The sequence below is a fragment of the Anaerobacillus alkalidiazotrophicus genome, assembly GCF_001866055.1.
Genome location: NZ_MLQS01000004.1, coordinates 1 through 21,836 on the forward strand (window position 1 = coordinate 1; position 21,836 = coordinate 21,836).

General features: G+C 35.5%; 21 protein-coding genes, 1 rRNA gene and 1 pseudogene. 6 read left to right on the forward strand and 17 right to left on the reverse strand.

Annotation, left to right across the window (positions count from 1 at the left end; genetic code table 11):
• A 16S ribosomal RNA gene (locus BKP45_RS07630) occupies positions 1–677 on the reverse strand; the annotation flags it as partial.
• A gap of 437 nt (positions 678–1,114) precedes the next feature.
• Positions 1,115–1,505 (reverse strand): annotated as a pseudogene (locus BKP45_RS22060) (IS200/IS605 family element RNA-guided endonuclease TnpB); the annotation flags it as partial.
• 142 nt (positions 1,506–1,647) lie between these two features.
• Here BKP45_RS22060 and BKP45_RS07640 point away from each other — a divergent pair.
• Complete coding sequence (locus BKP45_RS07640; RefSeq protein WP_071389145.1) at positions 1,648–2,253, forward strand: biotin transporter BioY; 606 nt, start codon at positions 1,648–1,650, stop codon at positions 2,251–2,253.
• A 102-nt stretch (positions 2,254–2,355) separates the two neighbouring features.
• Here BKP45_RS07640 and BKP45_RS07645 read toward each other — a convergent pair whose 3' ends face one another.
• Complete coding sequence (locus BKP45_RS07645) at positions 2,356–2,991, reverse strand: hypothetical protein (RefSeq protein WP_071389146.1); 636 nt, start codon at positions 2,989–2,991, stop codon at positions 2,356–2,358.
• Between the two features lie 165 nt (positions 2,992–3,156).
• Positions 3,157–4,479: a Na+/H+ antiporter family protein gene (locus tag BKP45_RS07650; protein ID WP_071389147.1), complete on the reverse strand. Its 1,323-nt coding sequence runs from the start codon at positions 4,477–4,479 to the stop codon at positions 3,157–3,159.
• Positions 4,480–4,740: 261 nt separating this feature from the next.
• Here BKP45_RS07650 and BKP45_RS23260 point away from each other — a divergent pair, with 261 nt between their 5' ends.
• Complete coding sequence (locus BKP45_RS23260) at positions 4,741–4,872, forward strand: hypothetical protein (protein WP_281243134.1); 132 nt, start codon at positions 4,741–4,743, stop codon at positions 4,870–4,872.
• A gap of 28 nt (positions 4,873–4,900) precedes the next feature.
• Here BKP45_RS23260 and BKP45_RS07655 read toward each other — a convergent pair whose 3' ends face one another.
• From BKP45_RS07655 to BKP45_RS07670, 4 genes are all read right to left on the reverse strand, one after another.
• A complete protein-coding gene (locus BKP45_RS07655) occupies positions 4,901–6,022 on the reverse strand; it encodes a DctP family TRAP transporter solute-binding subunit (RefSeq protein ID WP_071389148.1) in 1,122 nt (373 codons plus the stop codon).
• Between the two features lie 82 nt (positions 6,023–6,104).
• Positions 6,105–7,379: a TRAP transporter large permease gene (locus BKP45_RS07660; RefSeq protein WP_071389149.1), complete on the reverse strand. Its 1,275-nt coding sequence runs from the start codon at positions 7,377–7,379 to the stop codon at positions 6,105–6,107.
• 16 nt (positions 7,380–7,395) lie between these two features.
• Entirely contained in the window at positions 7,396–7,980 is a 585-nt protein-coding gene (locus BKP45_RS07665) for a TRAP transporter small permease (protein ID WP_084787720.1), read from the reverse strand.
• A gap of 392 nt (positions 7,981–8,372) precedes the next feature.
• Positions 8,373–9,860, reverse strand: a complete 1,488-nt coding sequence (locus tag BKP45_RS07670; protein WP_071389151.1) for a leucyl aminopeptidase — start codon at positions 9,858–9,860, stop codon at positions 8,373–8,375.
• Positions 9,861–10,790: 930 nt separating this feature from the next.
• Between BKP45_RS07670 and BKP45_RS07675 the strand changes: the two genes are divergently transcribed.
• Positions 10,791–11,270, forward strand: coding sequence for a divergent PAP2 family protein (locus BKP45_RS07675; RefSeq protein ID WP_071389152.1), 480 nt, complete (start codon positions 10,791–10,793; stop codon positions 11,268–11,270).
• A gap of 320 nt (positions 11,271–11,590) precedes the next feature.
• Here the strand turns inward: BKP45_RS07675 and BKP45_RS07680 are convergent, their stop codons facing one another.
• From BKP45_RS07680 to BKP45_RS07690, 3 genes are all read right to left on the reverse strand, one after another.
• On the reverse strand, positions 11,591–12,301 hold the full coding sequence (locus BKP45_RS07680) for a 3D domain-containing protein (RefSeq protein WP_071389153.1): 711 nt from the start codon (positions 12,299–12,301) through the stop codon (positions 11,591–11,593).
• 513 nt (positions 12,302–12,814) lie between these two features.
• Positions 12,815–13,288 (reverse strand): NUDIX domain-containing protein, encoded by a 474-nt coding sequence (locus tag BKP45_RS07685; protein WP_071389154.1) that lies wholly within the window; start codon positions 13,286–13,288, stop codon positions 12,815–12,817.
• A 154-nt stretch (positions 13,289–13,442) separates the two neighbouring features.
• A complete protein-coding gene (locus BKP45_RS07690; protein ID WP_071389155.1) occupies positions 13,443–14,651 on the reverse strand; it encodes an NAD(P)/FAD-dependent oxidoreductase in 1,209 nt (402 codons plus the stop codon).
• A 603-nt stretch (positions 14,652–15,254) separates the two neighbouring features.
• Here BKP45_RS07690 and BKP45_RS07695 point away from each other — a divergent pair.
• Positions 15,255–16,253 carry an NAD(P)/FAD-dependent oxidoreductase gene (locus BKP45_RS07695; protein WP_071389156.1) on the forward strand — a complete coding sequence of 333 codons (999 nt, stop codon included), beginning with the start codon at positions 15,255–15,257 and terminating at the stop codon, positions 16,251–16,253.
• 411 nt (positions 16,254–16,664) lie between these two features.
• Here BKP45_RS07695 and BKP45_RS07700 read toward each other — a convergent pair whose 3' ends face one another.
• Positions 16,665–17,024, reverse strand: a complete 360-nt coding sequence (locus tag BKP45_RS07700; RefSeq protein WP_071389157.1) for a HesB/IscA family protein — start codon at positions 17,022–17,024, stop codon at positions 16,665–16,667.
• A 424-nt stretch (positions 17,025–17,448) separates the two neighbouring features.
• Between BKP45_RS07700 and mqnE the strand changes: the two genes are divergently transcribed.
• Entirely contained in the window at positions 17,449–18,543 is a 1,095-nt protein-coding gene (gene mqnE, locus BKP45_RS07705) for an aminofutalosine synthase MqnE (RefSeq protein WP_071389158.1), read from the forward strand.
• 77 nt (positions 18,544–18,620) lie between these two features.
• Here mqnE and dapF read toward each other — a convergent pair whose 3' ends face one another.
• The 4 genes from dapF to BKP45_RS07725 all read right to left on the reverse strand — a co-directional run bounded on the left by dapF (position 18,621) and on the right by BKP45_RS07725 (position 21,048).
• Entirely contained in the window at positions 18,621–19,457 is an 837-nt protein-coding gene (gene dapF / locus BKP45_RS07710; protein WP_071389163.1) for a diaminopimelate epimerase, read from the reverse strand.
• A 33-nt stretch (positions 19,458–19,490) separates the two neighbouring features.
• Positions 19,491–19,724 (reverse strand): hypothetical protein, encoded by a 234-nt coding sequence (locus BKP45_RS07715; RefSeq protein ID WP_071389159.1) that lies wholly within the window; start codon positions 19,722–19,724, stop codon positions 19,491–19,493.
• A gap of 479 nt (positions 19,725–20,203) precedes the next feature.
• The gene (locus tag BKP45_RS07720; protein WP_071389160.1) at positions 20,204–20,440 is read right to left on the reverse strand and encodes a YuzB family protein; all 237 of its coding nucleotides are present in this window, start codon (positions 20,438–20,440) and stop codon (positions 20,204–20,206) included.
• A gap of 284 nt (positions 20,441–20,724) precedes the next feature.
• Complete coding sequence (locus BKP45_RS07725; protein ID WP_071389161.1) at positions 20,725–21,048, reverse strand: YuzD family protein; 324 nt, start codon at positions 21,046–21,048, stop codon at positions 20,725–20,727.
• Between the two features lie 258 nt (positions 21,049–21,306).
• Between BKP45_RS07725 and BKP45_RS07730 the strand changes: the two genes are divergently transcribed.
• Complete coding sequence (locus BKP45_RS07730; protein WP_071389162.1) at positions 21,307–21,537, forward strand: NifU family protein; 231 nt, start codon at positions 21,307–21,309, stop codon at positions 21,535–21,537.
• A gap of 167 nt (positions 21,538–21,704) precedes the next feature.
• Here the strand turns inward: BKP45_RS07730 and BKP45_RS21495 are convergent.
• Positions 21,705–21,836: transposase (locus BKP45_RS21495; RefSeq protein ID WP_139193778.1), on the reverse strand; the 132-nt coding region annotated here is incomplete at its 5' end.

Below are 21,836 nucleotides of genomic sequence, written 5' to 3' on the forward strand. Positions count from 1 at the left end.
CCTCTTCTGCACTCAAGTCTCCCAGTTTCCAATGACCCTCCCCGGTTGAGCCGGGGGCTTTCACATCAGACTTAAGAGACCGCCTGCGCGCGCTTTACGCCCAATAATTCCGGACAACGCTTGCCACCTACGTATTACCGCGGCTGCTGGCACGTAGTTAGCCGTGGCTTTCTCGTTAGGTACCGTCAAGGTACCGCCCTATTNGAACGGTACTTGTTCTTCCCTAACAACAGAGCTTTACGACCCGAAGGCCTTCATCGCTCACGCGGCGTTGCTCCGTCAGACTTTCGTCCATTGCGGAAGATTCCCTACTGCTGCCTCCCGTAGGAGTCTGGGCCGTGTCTCAGTCCCAGTGTGGCCGATCACCCTCTCAGGTCGGCTACGCATCGTCGCCTTGGTAAGCCGTTACCTTACCAACTAGCTAATGCGACGCGGGCCCATCCTGTAGTGTTAGGTAAAACCCAACTTTTACTTTAGAACCATGAGGCTCCAAAGATTATCCGGTATTAGCTTCGGTTTCCCGAAGTTATCCCAGTCTACAGGGCAGGTTGCCCACGTGTTACTCACCCGTCCGCCGCTAACTCTCATAAAGCAAGCTTTAATTGAGTTCGCTCGACTTGCATGTATTAGGCACGCCGCCAGCGTTCGTCCTGAGCCAGGATCAAACTCTCCATAAAAGTGTTTGATAAAGCTCAAAATTTAAATTCATTGACGAGATATTTACTATCTCTTTAATTCGCTTGGCTGTGTGTTCAGTTTTCAAAGAACAAATCCACTTCATTTTTTTCAACAACAAGGATTTCATTATAACAAAAATCCAATTGGTGAGTCAATGTTTTTTTAAAATCATTTAGCGTCGCTCGCAGCGACATATATTAATTTATCATAACTCCAGAAGTAAATCAAGTGCTTTTTAAAAACTTTTTTTTATTTCTCTTCTGTTACTTGCTCAACAGAAATTTATTTTAATGCTTTTCACACTATAAGTCAATATGAATTTTTTCTAAGACTCAATAATACTTTCGTAGAGAATTTACAACTAAATGATGAGAGCTATATAAATAACTAAATCGATTCCACGAGGTAATATTTCACACTAACCTCAATTCAAAAAAAGGATAGCAAATTCTTTTCGTCCAACATCCACACCGACAGATGAGTTAGTTTTAGGCAGTTTTTGAACTTCCACTTCTGCAAATAGATACAAAATATTTGCCACTTGGATTACGTCTAATCGTAGCGTAAAGAATACAGCCTTCTACATCACGACTTTTTGCAAACGTAACTAACCCGAGTTTAGGTAACTTAATCTTGTTACCTACAATAGCGATATTGCCGTTCGTGAGTTTTGTTGTGTAGGACTGAACTTTATTCTTTTTAGACTTAAAGCGTGGTGCTTTATTCTGTTTCTTGAAGAATCTTGAATATGAATCAGCAAGGTTTTTAAGTGAGGATTGAATAGCAATGCTGTCAACTTCTTTTAACCATACTAAGTTAAATCTTAAGGTGAGGTCTTACCGTCCCTTAAGAGAGAGAGAACAAAACCATCCCTAATCTAGTCAACCGAAATTAAAATTAAGTTGACATTCAGTTGTCAGTTTTTTATGATAATTGTAAACTAATACTAACTAGAGGTGAACAATACCGATGAAAAATCAAAAATATCGAGCAATACAGATTACTTACATAGCAATGTTTGCTGCATTAATGGCAATTGGAGCTAACGCAACTTCATTTATTGTGATTGGACCTGTTCCACTAACTCTACAAACCTTTTTCGCTATCCTAGCCGGAGCTCTTTTAGGGTCTCGTCTCGGAAGCATGTCAATGATCGTTTATACTCTTATAGGATTAATTGGCGTTCCAGTATTCTCTCAATTAACAGGTGGCTTTGCAGTTTTATTTAGACCTACATTCGGATTTATACTATCCTACATTATTCTCGCATATGTTACAGGAAAAATCGTAGAAGCAGTAGAAGCAAATGGTAAAAAACCTAAAATAGGTACATTCTTGATCGCATGTTTCGTTGGACTTATTCTTAACTACGTAATCGGAACCACTTATATGTATGCTTCACTCAAATACTTCATTGGAAGTATGGAGGAATTAACTTATTTGGGAGCATGGAAAATGATGACTATTTTCCTTTATAAAGATATTGCAGTTACAATTTTAGCAGCATTACTTTGTCCAAGAATATATAAGGTTGTTAATAAATCAACTAAAAACATCCCAAATTCAGCTGCTTAACTTTCGTATAGCAAACACCAAAGTTAGATTAAATTGAACAATTTATTTTTACTATATTAAAAGACTTATCGCTTCTTTAAAATAATAAGCGATAAGTCTTTTTTACATTTCAATAGATTTTACAGAGAAATGATCCATTAAATAATTTCCATTTTCATAAACAAATGTTAAAGCAAGACTTATATAGTCTTGAGGTGGGTAACCGTAGCGGGCATATTGATGGTATTTTATTTCTCCTTCTTCCTCATTATAAAAATTTACCAATATCGCATCCCCTTGGAGAACAATCTTATCATCAATCCTCTGAACATCTAATTCTTCAAAATTTATCAACCTCAATGCCGGGTTTAAAAACGAGTCTTTCACCGTATTATAATAACTACGATTTGTTGTTTGTGATAAAAAATTATACGTATCACTTAAATATTCTTGATATTCTTGTCTATATACATACATATTTTCATTTTCTTCAAATAAAGTTTCAATAACTAAATCAAATCCGGAATCTGTAACTTTATCATTTAATAAATCAGCAATCTCTTCTTTACTTTGAAATGACCGATTATAGTATTGCTCACCTTTTTGTGTATGATCTTTAAAAAGTTCACTAATAGCAACAACAAGTTCATAATAATCCCTTTTTAACTTGTCCTCATTTATTATAAGTAATTTATTACTAGTTATCGCTAACATTAAAAAGAATATTATGACAGACGCTAATATCACTTTCTTTTCCAAAACAAAACCTCACCTCTTTTTCGTTCTATAGTAATAGACGATTAGTCAAAGTGAAAAGTTTCAAATTTTTATCAAAAATAAAAAAAGATGACCAGAACGTATATAATTTCAAATAATGCATTAACATTAATGAAAGAATAAACTTCTAGTCATCTATATTTATTTTTACAATACCATTGCCGCAATCCAACCAAATACGATTAAAGGTAAATTAAAGTGTAAAAATGTCGGTACACACGTATCCCAAATATGATTGTGTTGACCATCGGCATTTAATCCAGCAGTTGGTCCTAGCGTACTATCAGAAGCTGGAGATCCAGCATCACCTAACGCAGCCGCAGTACCAATTAGTGCTATTGTTGCAAGCGGACTAAAACCTACAGCTAATGATAATGGTACAAATAGGGTCGCGATAATTGGAATAGTGGAGAAAGATGAGCCAATTCCCATTGTGATAAACAAACCAACAATTAGCATAAGCAATGCCGCTAACCCTCTATTATCACCGATAATATTTACTGATTGTTCAACAAGTAAATCAACATGCCCAGTTTCTCTAATTACAGCAGCGAATCCCGAAGCTGTTATCATTACAAAACCGATAAAAGCCATCATCTTCATACCATCAGTTAAAAGGTCTTCCGTTTTCTTCACACTAATTTTCCCACTAAACAGTAAAATTACTAAACCTACTAAAGCACTTAAAATCATAGACTTCGTTTCTAATTGAACAATTAGGGCTCCTACGATTGCTATGATTGAAACGATAATCGCACGTAACGAAACCGCTTCTTCAGTAGCTGCTACTTCATTATTTAGCTTAACATTTTGGTATATTCTAGCTTTTCTATACGTGAAGAATAACGCAATTACTAAGCCAATGGCCATACCTAGTGTTGGTAAAAGGAGAGCTTTTGGAATATCGGTCATACTAATGACCATCCCACTCTCTTCCATGTTTGTTTGAATAATCCCGTGAAATATAAGACCAAAACCAGCAGGTACTAATATATATGGAGCTTTTAAACCAAATGTAATAACACTTGCAATTCCTCTTCTATCAATTTTTAACTCATTTAACACTTGCAACAACGGCGGTATTAAAATAGGGATAAAGGCGATATGAATTGGAATAACATTTTGTGAAAAGCAAGAAATTGTTAAGATAACTAGAATTAAAAGGACTTTCGAGAGACTTTTATTTCTACTTTCTCCTTCTTTCCCAACCTTCTTAACAGCAAAATCGACAAACACTTTCGGAAGACCTGTTTTAGAAATCGCAATAGCAAACCCACCCAATAAAGCATAACTTAATGCCACCGTGGCGCTACCACCTAGTCCACCTGTAAAAACATCCAGAGTTTCGGTAATCGATAGTCCACCGATCAAACCACCTGCTAGAGCTCCTACTAATAAAGCAATAACAACATGCACTCGTAATAAACTTAATAAAAGCATTAAAAAAACAGCAATAATTACAGCATTCATAATTTATTAGTCTCCTTCACTTTACTCTGATAAACTGATAACGTATTAAAATGAAGGTAACATGTAAACTACTAATATGTCAATATACTATTTTAAAAAAGAAAAGATTTAGTGGAGCCTCTAGAAAAGCGCAAGGCGCCTTGATCACGAGCGATAGGCACTGGAGGGCCTTGACAGAAGCCGCTCTTCGGCTTCTTACGTTTACGTGCTTCTGCGTCTGACAGCAATGCTTCGAAGTAGGCTTCCTCGAAGCATTGCTGCATGAAGCTAATCGACGAAGGATCTCAAGCAGTAATTGAAGTCTGTTGCTTGACTGAAGTGACCGAGCTCGTAGGCGCTGAAGCTAGACAGTTTCCAAATAAGGAATTTTCTTGCCTTATTACAAAAACCTAGCTACTATTAGTAGCTAGGTCCTTCCGTATTAATTCTGTGCCGCTTCAATTTCTTCAATTAACAGATTGAGGATTTTTTCCGCATCTTCACCTACATCTTCAATAAAGAAATCACGAACCGGAATTGCCAATTCCCTAAACGCTTCTCTTTCTTCTGGAGTTAACTCAATTACTTCAGTCGGATGAGTATCATTGTTTATGATCGCATCTAATAGTTCATTGTTCATTCTTTCCTGCATTTCATAAGCTACTGGTCTCATTTCTTCCACAGTTTCCAAAATCATGTCTTGGATATCCGTTGGTAACCCGTTAAAGAATTGTGTATTAACTGTTGTCATTGCAACATAAATGTTATGCTCTGAAATCGTCATATAATCTTGAACTTCATGGAATTTGGCATCTTCAATAAAAAAGATTGGGTTTTCCTGTCCTTCCACTACACCTAGTTGTAAACTAGTGTATAACTCGCCCCAACTCATTTCTGTCGGACTCGCTCCGTATGCCTCATACGAGCGTAAAATTAATGGTGATGATTGTGTTCTCATTTTAAAGCCTTGGAAATCTTCTGGTGTACGTAGCTCACTATTTCCAGTCCATTGCATCGCGCCCTCTGTCCAATAAGCTAATGGTGTAATATTAAAGCTTTCATATTTCTCAGTTAAGTGAACATTTAACGCTTCACTCGTATTTAAAATTTGTTGGTTTAACTCCATATCGTCAGTAAATAAAAAGTGAAGGGCAAACAATTGACCTTCTCTTACCATTGTACCAGTAAACCCAGGTGAAATAATCGCAAACTCAACTCCACCACTTTGCAATAAAGTTACCTGACTATCTTCAGACATAACACCATACTCATGAACTTCGATATTAATTCTACCGTCTGATTTTTCTTTTAATATTTCTGCAAACTTTGCCGCATACTCATATTGTACTTGACCTTCATATTCCTCAGTTATAAAATTCCAATCATAAACTTCATCACTTCCAGTAGCCTCTCCCTCTGCTCCATCAACATTACCATCGTTTTGATCTTGTCCTAAATCACCGTTAACATTCGATTCAGTTTCTCCACCACCACACGCTACTAGGATCATTGCTAATACAAGCGTGAAGCAAGTTAATAATAAGCTCTTTTTACGTAAAAACATCAAATACCCCCATAATATTTTTTATTTACTCCAATGAATGAACACTGGCTAGTAACGAAAAGTTATAAAGAATACAATTTCACTACATAATATAACGATAAAATAATGAAATCTCTTCGATCATAATTACTAGTATCGCAACAAAAATGAGCATTAATATGTACGGCGGTGTCCCTTTTATTACATCTAAATAAGAACGATTAAAAACCGCACTTGCTGTAAAGATATCTACTCCAAATGGTGGTGTAGCCGAACCAAGCGCAGCTTGAAACGTGATTACCACACCTAAATGAACCGGATCAACTCCAGCTGCCATTGCAACTGGATAAAAAATCGGCGTCAAAATTAAAATTACGACAATCGGATCAACAAACATGCATCCAATAAAGAAAAAGATTGCTACCATAAATAAGACGAAAAGTGCTGTAGGTTCAGTTGGGAAAACTGCCGAAGTTACTAACTGAGGAATTCTCGCGAATGATATCACCCAAGAGAATGCTTGACCTCCAGCGACTAACACAAAAACTGCTGAAGTAACCAACCCAGTTGATAATGCAATTTTGGGAACTTCTGATATTTTTATCGAACGAAAGATAAGTACTTCTAAAATGAGAGCATATAAAACAGAAATACCCGCAGCCTCTGTTGGTGTAAATATCCCAGAGTAAATTCCACCTACGATAATAAGAGGAAAGCCTAAAGGAAACAACGCACGTTTCGTAAACTGAAAACGCTCTGCCCAGGTTGCCTTTTCAGCTAAAGGGATATTATATCGCCTCGCATGAATATAACTATACACTGCAAAAAACAAAAAGATTAATAAACCAGGACCAATCCCTGCAATAAATAACTCACCAGGAGATGTTCCTGATACTACTGCGTAAACAATCATCCCTATACTTGGAGGTATTAATAACGCAATATCACTAGCGTTAATAATTAATGCTATCGCACTCGAATCTTTATATCCCACCGACAACAAGCGTTGACGCATCGGCTTTCCAATTGCGACAACAGTGGCTTGAGTAGAGCCCGAAATAGAACCGAACAACGTGCATGCTGCAGCTGTTGTAATTGCATAACCACCACGCACGTGACCTATGAAGCTACCAATAAAATCTAGTAACCGTTTCGATGTTTTTCCTGTAGACATAATATCTGCTGCAAAGATAAACAACGGAACCGCTAGTAGAACATACCCACTTACACCCTCCATCATTTGTTGAATCATAAACCACGGATCAATATTAGGAAAGTAGATTAATAGGACAACCAAAGGTGCGGCAATTAACGGTATCATCATTGGAAAGCCTAATAAAAGTAAGACAATCATGATTATTAATAATGTTGCGACCATATTTTTTCCTCTCTATCTATATAATTTGTTTTACAGCTTCACTTTTCTCTTCTACCTGTGTTTTTGGACCTTTGTTATTTTCTTGCTCTGAGAAATCCTTTTTATCCGTACCGATATACACCTCTTCTTCTTTAACATTAATCCACATGTTTCGTAAAAATTGCAGCGCTCCTAACACAAAGCCAATTGGTAAAAACACTGCCATAAAATAAGCCGGGACTTCAAGAGCCGTTGTTACTCGTCCAGTGTCTTTTACCCAAAGAACATACTCAAACGAAAAATAAGCGAGCACTAACAAAACGACTGCTGTAACAAACGATATTGTAATCGCTAGAAATTTCTTTACCATTTTTGGCGCTAGATCAAAAAATGCACTCATTCTTATATGCCTACCTTGTCTAGCTGCATAGCTAATTCCCATAAAGGTTGCAACTATTACTGCGAAATTACTCACTTCTTGAGCGAAAGACCAACTATTTCCCGTTAACGCTCGACTTAAAACATTTCCAATAATCATCACTGAGATCAGTATAATTGCGTAACTTAAAATAAAAGTTTCTACCTTCATTACAAATCTGTCTAACCTTTTTATAAAGTCCAAATGAGAAAGCCCCTCTCTTTTCTTATTAAACATCCCTTTTTACTGGGTTTAATTTTGTGATACTAGGAACTTCACTGTTTTGTAAGTTGTATATCGATCAACACTAACTAACATCAGAAAGATGACAAATCGCGTATATTTATCTTATAGCATAGCGTTTTTCTTATCAAATGCGTTATGTAAGGATTAATATGGATTTTAATTGGTATAATACGGTTACGTTTGATGAAACTAGCGATAGATACAAATACTCCCAACATCTCCCATATACTCCCACATTCTAATAATTCAACAAATTTCAAACTTGAAAATAAAAAAATGACTTGCCAACTATAATACGGCAAGCCATTTTTCCTTTATACTTTCTCAAAAAAACATTGATTTACTTAAGATTAAAAGTTTTTGGCTAATGTACTAAGAGTACGGACCATCGAACCTGTCCCGCCCTTTGGACCAAATTCAGTATCTTTCCTTGCCCATGCAGTTCCTGCGATATCTAAATGAACCCAAGGTGTATTTCCAGCAAACTCACCTATAAACAATCCAGCTGTAATACTACCAGCTTCTCTTCCAGGTGCGTTGTTTAAATCAGCAACATCACTAGTTTTTAGCATTTCTTTATATGGATCAAAATTCGGCAAACGCCACAAATACTCTCCTGCTTCTTTAGCCGCAAGGAAGACATCTTCCATTAATTCTTCATCGTTTGTAACTGCTCCTGTAGTTATACCAGCTAACGCAACTATTACTGCTCCTGTTAACGTGGCTACGTCCACAATATAGTCAGCTCCCAATTGCTTAGCATACGTTACTCCATCTGCTAAAATCAAACGTCCTTCAGCATCAGTATTGCGAACCTCTATCGTTTTGCCACTTAAAGATGTAACCACATCTCCAGGTTTTAGCGCACTACCATTTACCATATTTTCAGTAGATGGAATAACGGCCAACACATTAACTTCTGGCTTTAACATACCGATTGTTTCCATTGCACCGAGTACTGCAGCGGCCCCTCCCATATCCATCTTCATCTCATGCATATTTAACGAAGGTTTAATAGAGACTCCACCAGAATCAAAAGTTAATCCTTTACCAACAAAACTTAATACATTTTCCCACTTTTCTCTTCCACGGTACTTTATCACAATCATTTTAGGTGGTTGGTCTGATCCCTTAGCAACAGCAAGAAGAGCTCCCATACCCATCTTTTCCATTTCATCTTTTTCAAGAACAGAGTACTCCATACCATATCGATCTGCAATTTCTTTTGCCGCACAAGCTAAATGAGTAGGTGTCATATAGTTTGCAGGCGCATTAACAAGAGTCCTTGCTAAATTAGTCCCATTACTAAGAGCATAACCAGTAGCTAGATTTTCTTCTATTATATCTTTGTCTAATTGCGTAAAAACTACTACCTTTTCAAGTTCAGTTCCATCCGATTTGTTTTCTTTATAATGAGGTGTTTGATAGCTGGCAAGGCCAATTGATTCTGAAATCGCTCTGGCAAATACACTCCCTTCCTTTTTGTCTCTCAATAAGGTATCAAATGCCACAGCTACTTCCGTACATTTATCTTTATTAAGTGATTTAGTTAATGCCGCTAATGCCTCACGTAATTTCTCAAAGGTTAATTCTTGTTTTTTTCCGAGACCTACAAAATATATTGTTTTAGTTTCAAGCTTCCCTAACGTATGTATTTTAGTAACCTTTTTTAAATCTGCTAAAATCTGTTTCTCTGCCTGAAGTTCTACAATATACCCATCTAACTTTTTATCTATTTCTTTGACAATACCTTCTGGCTTTTTATCATCAGCAAATACACCAACAACAATTGATCCATACTTTTTTTCGAGTAAATCTCCATTTTTCACTTTATACAACAAACTTCACTCCTTTAACAATTCTGCTACCTATACGTAAGCTTTTTTTCTTAGCATCCCATATTTTTTTTGTTATTTGGGTAAGTATAAGAATATCACTGTTTATTATAACTTTTTCTCATAATTGTTTCGAGTACCTAATATTTTTGGGGATTTTGAAATTTGTTATAATATAAGCAATTTTAGATTTATTAACCTTACTAAATTTAAATTTATTGAGGTAGTTAATGTTCATAATAATGAAAGAAAAGAATTTTTATTTTTCTATAGAAAGTATTGTACATAAACTGTACAATTAAACCTTAAGGCATTCATAAATCTAAGCTCTATAATTTTCACCCTCAATTATTATCAAGAAATGCGCAAGCGCCTTGGTCACGAGCAGCTGCTCCTGTGCCACTCCGTTTGCTCGTCGCAAAGCAGCTTCGAAGTAATCCAAGTAGTAGCTTCACTGGGGCGGCCTTTGACAGAAGCTGCTCTTTGGCTTCCTACGTGCTTTTAGCGTCTTCTAGTATTGCTTCGTAGTAAGCTTCCTCGAAGCAGTGTTTTGTGCGACGAGTAATCGCAGGAGCAGTTGTTTTCCGTGCGACGAGTAATCGCAGGAGCAAAGCTGCATGAAGCTATTCTGAGACGTTATTCAAGTAGTTATTGAAGTCAGTTGCTTGACTGAAGTGACCGAGCTCGTAGGTGCTGAAGCTAGACAGTTTCCAAGTTAGAAATTTATAAATTCTGATTATGTTAAAAAAATGAGTGGATTTCATAATTACCTAAATGGAGCTACATAGGTCTAAATGTTGTTGGAAACTTTCTTCATCCAACAATATTAGGTATCAGAGTAGCGAAAATAAACAATTATGAAATTCATTAAAATACATCTTCTATTATCGATACATTTAATTGATATTATTGAGAAAGGAACTTTTTAAAACTATGGATTTATTCACAAATTTCCCTTTATGGGCTGCATTAATAGCTATCGGATTTGCTCAATTTATTAAAGTACCATTACAATACATTGCAACAAAGAAATTTGATTGGTCATTACTTACTAGCACTGGAGGAATGCCTAGTTCACACTCCGCTGCTGTTACAGCACTTTCAACAGCTATCGCTATAGAAGAAGGACTAGGTTCTCCATTCTTTGCAATTTCTGCAATTTTTGGGGTTATCGTTATGTTTGATGCCTCTGGAGTTCGTCGACATGCAGGTGAACAAGCTACAGTTTTAAATCGTTTGGTTGATGATTTCAACAAACTTGTTAAAGAAGTCAAAACATGGCCTGAAAAGGAAGAACAAGAGAAACGTAAGGAATTAAAAGAACTTTTAGGACATCAACCCATTGAGGTGTTTTTCGGTGGTTTAACAGGGATACTTTTAACATTATTTTTCCATTTCCTTCTATTAGTATAAAGTGCACTTCTCGTTTACAAGAATATCCATATAGTAGCCTTCCGATCTAAAGCAGTAGATGTCAGTTGCTTCGATACAAAAAGCTAGACAGTTTCTAAGTTAGAAATTTATAAAGCTGAACTTCAATCAGTGGGGGTTTTCCTTCATCCCCCACCTAAACTTCTCGATTTTCTTAAGTTTTGAGGTGGGGGTCTTACTTGCCCCTTAAGAGTGGGATAAATTCTGATTATGTTAAAAAATGACAGGAACTAACAATTAGTCCCTGTCATTTTTGTCTAAATATACTAATCAAATGATATGTATACAATTAGCTTCTTTCATTATTCCGCAAAAGAAAGTTGTCTTCTAAATACTTGAACAGCTTCCGCTTCATTTAAACTTTTTAAGTCTTCATCAGTCAACCTACCGTTACCTTTTTCTACTATATATACTTCCACTTCTCTTTTACCCCAATTTTGAAAAACTTCATCAACAGTCTCATAGTAAAGGTCTATTTTGTTACCTTTTATAGCCGACCCTGTATCTGCCACCACTCCATAACCATATCCCGGAATAAATAAAATTGAACCAATCGGAAAGGTTCGAGGGTCAGCGGCTATCGTTGAATATAGATCACGCTTAACTCGAACACCTGAAAACGTGATACCATACGAAGGATGCCCAGGTCTTTTACCAGTTGACTCATATCCAGCAGTATAACCCGTTGCCACAACTTTTTTTGACGGATATTGACTCCAATCAATCGCCTCCTCTAAGGATATTGGTGCAGATTCTACAACTTCATGACTCATTAACCTTTCTTCTCTTTGAAAAAATGGTAAACTTCTAAAGTTCATATTAAATTGCTTTTTACCCGAATCTGTACTTTGTCTTTCTTCATCTAAATTTATAAAAGAATGTCCCTCTAAAATCCACCAATTATTTAATTGTTTTGCACTAACACCTGATATCGATTCAAATGTAGTAAGTAACGCTAAACCAAATAAGAACGTCATTAATACTCGTCTCATTATTATTTTGACGATTTCCATTTATTCCACTCCTCTCAATGAGTAATCTTCTCCAAAAAGGTTTAGAATTATTCATGATAAGGAAAAAAATATGGTAAAATATTCTAAAATTCGATAAAGCTGAACTTCAATCAGTGGGGGTTTTCCTTCATCCCCCACTGATTGTTAGTTATTCTATATCGGACCTTTAGGGGCAGTTAATCCTCCACCTAAACTTTTTGATTTTCTTACGTTTTGAGGTGGGAGTCTTACTGCCCCTTAAGAATGGGATAAATCAAAAAATTCCATACTACACTAGCTCTAATGGCTTGCAAAAAAACTACGAAAATAACTTTCCAAATAACAAAAAAGTACCACTCATGTGCGAGGGTACAGAAGAAAACTCGTTCTAGCTTCGCTAGAACATCGGAAATTCAGATGGAGTCTCAACTCCAACTGAATGGAAGTTCCCACCTACGCTACGCTTAGAGGTGGGGGTCTATGACCATTAAGTTCAAATCAGTTTGATTAAAAGTGAATATAATGAAAAATAATTTAATAAAAAACTTTAAAACGAGTATAGTTAAAAACATCTCCTGGATTAAAATCAATTTTTTGAAAAGATTTAGCAGTCATTTCCTTCAAGTATAAATGAACAGTTTTTGATGTTTTTGGATCTGCTTCAAGTTCCTCACGAGTCATATAAGCTACTTCTTCAATTTCACCTGATTGACCCTTCAACTCACCGCCTATTTCTTCTAATAAAAAAGTAATTAGATTATCACTAATTACATTCTCAAGTACTCCTGTTCTAACACCTACTATATCTTTCACTATTGTTTTTATACCTGTTTCCTCTTCTACTTCCCTAACAGCTGTTTGATCAACTGTTTCACCCTCATCTACAAAACCACCTGGAAAGGACCAAAGCCCTTTAAGTCCACCATATTTCTTCTTTACAACGAGCCACTTTCCTTCTTTAATAACAATACCTGTAGCAGCTAACCAAACATTTCCTCTTTTTTTCAATAAAGCCACTCCTCTTACATCCCTTATTTACTTTTATAATTATCTTAATAAAAATAAAAGACTAACTCAATAGATCGTACATCTCCAGAATCAAGAGATGCAAGGGCTAATAAGCTAGTCACAAAAAATTCACACCACAAATATTTACTTTATATTAAAATATATTTAACTTCCCTTTTTTTACAACTAACGGTAAACCACCAAGGAGGAACAAATAACGGTTGTCTATTACTTTTTTCATTGCGGCCGCTGGTGTACCAAATAACTTTTTAGAACCTACAACACCGATCGCTTCTTTACCACCTAATGAAGCAACTGTACCTTTGATATCTGCCTTAAAAGCTTCTAAATTATTACTACCGTGTACTAAAGCTTTTATGTTTTTAGCAAGTGTTGAAGATTGCTGAATTGCAATTTGTGCAGTTGGTGGAAATGGACGATTTGTTGCTTCATCAATAATGATGGCACAATCACCAATAACGAATACATCTTCAAATCCTGGGACCCTTAATTCAGGTTCAACTTGAATTCTACCGCGCATTGTTTCAAATCCAGATTTTTCTAAAACCGAGCTACCACGTATACCTGTTGTCCAAACTACAGTTTTCGATTTTATTTCTTCTCCTGAAGCTAAAAGAACGCCATCTTTTGTCACTTCTTTAATTGGAGTATTGATTTTAAATTCAACACCACGTTTTTCTAAAATGTTCATTGCATATTCAACTAATTCTGGATCAAAACCAGGTAATGCAGTTGTAGCTGCTTCTATACTAATAATACGTACTTTTTCACGTGCAATATCATATTCTTTACATAGTTCTGGAATTCTTTCTGTTAATTCACCTACGAATTCAATTCCAGTAAAGCCCGCACCAGCAACAATAAATGTTAAATCTTCATCATGTTTAACATCAGATCCATTATAAGAAGCGAACTTATATTCAATGTGTTCACGAATATGACGTACAGAGTTCACACTTCTGATCGCAAATGCATGTTCTTCTACTCCTGGAATACCAAACGTTTCTGGCTCAGAACCTAGACCAATGACTAAATAATCATACTCCATTTCGCCACTTTCTAAAATCACTTTTTTCTCTGCTGTTTTTATCTCAACAACAACGTCTTTTAAAAACTTAATTTTATTAGTATCAATAACACTTTCAATACGCATTCTCGTTCGGTCATGGTGTAAAGTTCCTGCAGCCGGTTCATGTAACCATGTTGTTTGATAGTGATAGTCATGTTTGTTGACTAAAACAATTTCTGCATCATTATAACCAAGTTGCTTCGATAATCTAGAAGCTGTCATCATCCCACCGTAACCTGCACCTAAAATTAAAATTCTTGGTTTTTTGCTCATTTTCCCATCACTCCATTATTTTTATTACGAAATGTTTAGGTAACTTTATTTTTTCCTGTATTCACAAAACATAAGCAAGATGTTTTTACCATGTAGACTTTGTGATTTTTTTCACTTACATCCGCGAAAAAAATGACCCTTTTTCAAAAATTTTAGACTTGAATTAAATCATTTCCGTTGATAAGATTGTGATTATCTTCACTTACTATCGCGAAAAAAAAGATAGTTACCATTTTCACAAAAAATTAATCATTTTTTTATACATTGTCAAAAAAAGTTCACATTTCCTTCTTGGTTCTATCATATGTCCTTTCTAAAAAAAAATCAACTATATTAGTTGATTTTTTTATACTTTTTTATAGTTTTTTATTTTAATATATCCATATAGTACTAATGGTTATTTTTACCTGATATTTTCAACAAAATTATGTTATTCACATGGCTATTCTTTAACGATATACAGGCATAAACAACGTTTGTTTTTTGAATTTTTATAAAATTATATACTATTTTCGTTTTTTTACTTTTCATTATAGTGCTTTACCTTTATAATTATATTGATAGTGATGGGGACATCATTAATATACTTTGGGGGTGCTATTCTTGGCTCAAAATCAAAATGTGTATGACATTACGATTATCGGCGGTGGACCTGTAGGTATTTTCACTGCTTTTTATGCTGGTATGAGACAAGCAAAGGTGAAAATTATTGAGGCCATGCCACAATTAGGGGGACAACTTTCTGCGTTATATCCAGAAAAATACATATATGATATTGCTGGGTTTCCAAAAGTCCGTGCTCAACAGTTAGTCGACAGCTTAAAAGAACAAGCTGAGCAGTTTGATCCAACTGTAGTTTTAGAGCAAACCGTAGAAAAAGTTAACAAAAATGTTGAAAACTTTTTCGAATTAACGACAAATAAAGAAGTCCACTATTCAAAGACAATCATCATTACTGGTGGTGTAGGTGCATTCCAACCGCGTCGAATTGACGTTGAAGGTGCACAGACCTATGAAGACACTAATCTTCACTATTTTGTTAACGATTTAAATATGTTCGCAGGTCAAAAAGTTTTAATTAACGGTGGCGGAGATTCTGCAGTTGATTGGGCACTAATGCTTGAAGAAATTGCTGAAAAAGTAACAATTGTACATCGTCGTAATGAATTTCGTGCTCACGAACATAGTGTTGAACTAATTAAAAAATCAAAAGTAGATATTCGCACACCTTATACAATTACTGGATTATCTGGTGATGATGATAAAATAGAAAAAGTAACGATTAGTGAAGTACGTGGCGACAAAACAGAAACAATAGACGTTGACGCTGTTATTGTTAACTTTGGTTTTATTTCAGCATTAGGACCAATAAAGGATTGGGGTCTTGAAATTGAGAAAAACTGCATCGTTGTTAATTCTAAAATGGAAACAAACATTCCAGGAATTTATGCTGCAGGAGATATCGTTACGTATGATGGTAAAATGAAATTAATTGCTGCTGGCTTTGGAGAAGCGCCAACAGCCGTTAATAGCGCTAAAAACTTTATTGATCCTCATACGGCAAAAGCTCATGCGCACAGTACTAGTTTATTTGCTAAATAAATATAGTTCAATTTTATAATTAAAAAAGGCTAAGTCAATGCTTAGCCTTTTTTTATCGAAAATTATTCACATTTTTTGAAAAAATTTGTCAGATAGGCTCACATTACAAATGACAACACGTTTAATTTCTGTTATTATTTAAAGAATTTTGCAGAAAGTTTGTGTTTCACAAGAAAAGAGCAAGCGCCTTGGTCAAGAGCAGCTGCTCTTGTGCCATTCCGTTTGCTCAAGAGCAAACGGAATGAAGCTAATCAACGAAGGATTTCAAGAGGTACTTGAAATCAGTTGCTTGACTGAAGTGACCGAGCTCGTAGGCTGCTTGCGCTAGACAGTTTCCAAGTAAGGAATTTTTATGCTTTCTTACCTTATTAAAAACGAGGTAGCTCATTAGCTACCTCGTATCTATACTTTTTAGCATTCTTCAGGAGTACCTTCATTATCTTTTGTTTTGAAAGATGAGCCACAACCGCATGTAGCAATTGCGTTAGGATTATCAATAGTGAAGCCGCCACCCATCATATTTTGCTTAAAATCAATATTGACCCCTTCTAACATTGGAGCACTTTCACGATCAACAATGACATCTATTCCATGGTAGTGTAGCTTCATATCTTCTTCCTCTATATTGGTATCAAACCCCATTCCATATGATAGACCACTACAGCCTCCACCTTTTACCCCAACACGAAGATACAACTTTTGCCCTTCTTCTTGTTGTTCAACAAGCATCTCTTGTATTTTTTTTGCAGCTACTTCAGAAATATTTAACATACTTAACCTCCTAACGAAAATAGTGACAATTCTTTTGTGTATCTACCCAGAACATTTTACTTATATTATACCAGTCGTTGTTCATCAAATTAGGTTTATCGGAACTTTGAGTAGTCATCGTAAAGTAATTTTATCTAATTTACAAGGATTTTACAAATAATTAGGATTATATTTTAGGAAAGAATAATTCTGAGTTAATCCACGAAACTTTATTATACCAGAATAACTCTTTTGTTTGGTCATTATTGAATTAACAATTTTCTCTGACTATAAGAAAGTAAAAGTGAACATTTTGTAGCAATAATATTTTACACTTGAAATGTGACAATGATATTATAGACTAGTAGTTTTTTGTATATCATTATCAACTCAACATATAGTTAGTCAATGAAAAAGCTCTATAAATCCAGAACGGAGGAAAACGATGACTACATTATTATTAGATAAAAAAATGCAAGAAATTTGGGAGAAAGTACTGGTTGGTGAGCGACTTTCTATCGAAGACGGGTTACATTTATTTGAAACTCAAGACCTATTAACTGTAGCTCAATTGGCCAATCACGTAAATGAAAAGAAAAATGGAAACAAGGTTTATTTTATTGAGAACATGTACATTAACCCTACTAACGTTTGTGAGGCTACATGTAGTTTTTGTCACTTCAAGCGTAAAGAGGATGAAGAGGGCGCTTATACAATGAGTATGGACGAGCTACTTCATTATGTCGAACATCGTTGGAACGATAATATTCGTGAATTCCATATCGTAGGTGGACATAATGATCAAGTCCCTTTTGATTATTATCTAAATACAATCCGTACGTTAAAGAAACATTACCCTACATGTACTATTAAAGCTTATACCGGTGCTGAAATTGAATTTTTCTCTCGCATTTCAGGTTTATCGATGGAGGATGTGCTAAAAGAACTAATAAAGGCTGGACTTGATACACTACCTGGTGGTGGAGCAGAAATATTAACTGAGCGCTATCGTTTGAAAATGAGTCCCGATAAGGCATCTACAGACCAATGGTTGTATGCCCACGAACTAGCTCATGGGCTTGGTTTAAAAACTCATGCTACTATGCTATATGGCTCTATTGAATCGACAGAAGAACGTTTAATTCATATGGATCGCTTACGTCAACTTCAGGATAAAACAAACGGTTTTATGGTATTTATCCCATTGGCAGTTCAACCTAAAAGTGTTAATGCGAGTATTAAGCGCCGTACTTCTGCCTATGATGACATGCGTACATTAGCCATCAGTCGATTAATGCTTGATAATTTTGATCATATTAAAGCTTACTGGATTAATATCGGTGTTCAGTTAACACAAATGGCGTTGACGTTTGGTTCTAGCGATATCCACGGCACGCTAATTGAAGAACGTATTTCCCATTCGGCTGGTGCAACTACTTCACAAGGAATAACTAGGGACGAGCTAATCCACCTAATTAAGGGTGCTAATAAGAAACCAATCGAACGCGATACGTTTTATAATATCATTAAAGAATATTAGAAAATACTGTAATAAAAAAGGCCAAACTATTGGCCTTTTTTATTTATGTTTGACTGTTCGCTTGTATATCTCTAACCTTATACTCCTATGTATTCACCGACACAAATGGTAGTAGCAGGACCAGTCATGAATACATTGCCTGCTTCTGCCCAGTTAATCGTTAAATCTCCACCCAATAGGTGAACCGTAACCTCTCTTCCTTTAGATGAGTGGTTATTTAAAACAGATGCCACAACCGCTGCACAAGCTCCTGTCCCACAAGCTTGTGTTATCCCAGTTCCCCTCTCCCAAACCCGGAAATGAAGCTCTGTTTCTGATACTACTTCTACAAATTCTACATTTACCCACTCTGGAAATTTCTCATGCTTTTCAATCTTTGGTCCCACAGTTTCTACAGGTGATTGATCAATATCATCTACAAAAATAATGGCATGAGGATTCCCCATAGATACACCTGTAATCGTCAGTGCTTCTTGCTCTAACTGAAATGGTTCGTTTACCACCATTGTTTCTCCCTCTCCAAGCATAGGTAAATCTTTTCTTTGAAGACGAGGTTGTCCCATATCAACCGTCACTAAGTCTACTAAGCCAGCTTCATTAAGGTGAACCTCTGCTTGCACTAGTCCCCCAAGTGTTTCGATTTTAAAAACTTTGTTATCGACAAGCTTATTTTCATAAGCATATTTCGCTACACATCGTAAACCATTGCCACAGTTTTTTGCTTCAGATCCATCATTGTTGAACACTCTCATTTTTACAGGGGCTACTTCTGATGGACAAATTAAAATCATTCCATCAGCCCCAATACCTATGTTTACGTTAGCAACCTCAATAGCAAGACTTTTCAATCGTTCTTCTTCTATTTTTTCTTCAAACATATTTACGTAAATATAACAATTTCCTAATCCGTGCATTTTTGTAAATTTCAACTTAATCCCTCATTTACATTATTTTCTTAATTTGTCAGTTGTCCAAAAGTAATCTTCATCAGCTTCCAAAATAGTCATCTTCTCATGGCAACAAGGCATGATCAAATGAACCTTTATCGATTCTTTAGCTCGATCTAAATCACTTGATTTCATATTCAATAACACATTTTCCGAGAGACAATATGGGCAGTTATGTAGATAAAAATCTTTTCCAGACCGTTCATATGGCCATGTATTTTCAAATGGGATCACCGAATCCCCCCTTTTTTAATAAGTTTATAATATATTGTGTATAAAAAAAAGACGAATATTAGAAAAGCGCAAACAACTCGCTCAAAAGCCTCTGCGTATCCAAGCAGAGACCGAACTCGTAGGATTATACAAGACAGCTTATTATTCTATCCGGTTTTACTTTACAAAAAAACCCACCTTTACGTTCAATTTAGGTAGGGGAATGATTCATCGATTATGACCTTTCTTTCAATAAAGCTGAACTTCAATCAGTGGGGGGTTCCTTCATCCCCCACTGATTGTTAGTTTAACTTATACCACGGGCATAAGAATAACTAATCATCAGCTTTCGCCGATGAAAGATATTCTATATTGGACCTTTAGGGGCAGTTATTCACCCAACTAAACTTTTTGATTTTCTTACGTTTTGAGGTGGGGGTCTTACTGCCCCTAAAGAGTGGGATAAAATTCATTTGAATCATAGCAAGTATGTAACAAAATTAGAAAACCAAGTTCTCATCAATAAAAGTATAGATTTTTTTGACAAGATCTTCGCTTGTTTCTGCTGTTATTACCTCACCGTTTACCAATGCAAATGGACTAGCTGCACATTTTCCACAAAAGCTAAGGCAGCCGTATTCAATTACGTCTAAATCCGGATCTTTTTCTAATACTTCTAATGCTCTCTGAGTACCACTCGCTAAGTTTGTCGCGCAAAATTCAATAATTGGCCTCATTTTCTGTCACCTCTTATTTCATCAATATCGTATATTCACCAAAAATCCTTGTCAAATTCGGTGAGTAGAAACTATTTATGAAAATCTTAATTGTTATTTCAGGATAAATTTTATTATAATATTGCAAAAACATTTTGAATACTCTGGACATGCATGCATTGAATGCATTTTTTTCCTATCAAGTCTTTTAGTTCGGCAATTGTTTGCGGTTCCTCATTTATATGCGTACTAACTGCTTACGCTAGAGACCTTTTCAAACTTCAAAATTTTATCTTCCTCATCTTTTAAAAAAGATAGTTTTTTTGATTTTCCTCTATTTTTCTATAAATATCTGTAAGTTTCGGGCTTCCTTCTGCTACTATTTCATCATTAATACAAACAACTGGGTAAAACAATTCCTCTTCAAGGATAAACTCTGCCATCTTTTTTTCAGTTTCAGTTTGTGTTGTGTAAAGATCAACATATCTATATTGAAAACTATTATTTGGATATTTTCTATTAATGGCTGCTTCTAACCACTCAAACGTTTCTTTGGCAGAAGGTAAATTAAAACAACTCGCACATTTTTTTTCTGATCCATATACTGATATGTTTATCGTCTTTTCCATTCTACTCCTCCTCGTAAAGCATCTCCTTTTTTATGGTATCATATAACTTCTATGAACACATGAGAAATGATTTTTAGCTTTTTTCGACAGAAGACTCCCACCTCAAAAAGTTTAGGGGGATGATAGCCCCTTACTAATTGAAGTTCAGCTTTATTATTCTCTAAAAAATTCACATTTACAAATTCTTAATCAGATTCATGGATTTTTTCGATATTGGATATTATAATTGAAGAAGAACTTTTGAAAGGAGTGATTTTAATGGCTGAAATAAAAGAACAAGTACAAGAAGTTTTAAATAAACTACGTCCATTCTTACAACGTGATGGTGGGGATGTTGAATTAGTTGATATCGAAGACGGAATTGTAAAAGTTCGTCTTACCGGTGCGTGTGGAACTTGCCCAAGTTCTACGATTACTTTAAAGGCTGGTATTGAAAGAGCATTATTAGAAGAAGTACCAGGCGTAAAGGAAATCGAACAAGTATTTTAAATAAAATAAAAAACCAGGAACTACTACTGTAGACCTGGTTTTTTATTTTGGTTCTACGTCAAATGTTGGGGTAGATAGATCTTAGGCTACCGCGCTACGCTTGGTGGCCTTATCATTTTTCGAGGGAATTCCCTCGAAAAATGATAAGGGTTTTATACTAAAGCCTACTATCCGACATGAGACCCTATTCTTTTATACTGATGTGACAATAATATTTTCGCTCGGAACCGATCAAAATTTCTAAAGCCAAAAGCATTTCTTTTTAAGACTTTTGTAGAATTATTTATCCCTTCCCCTTC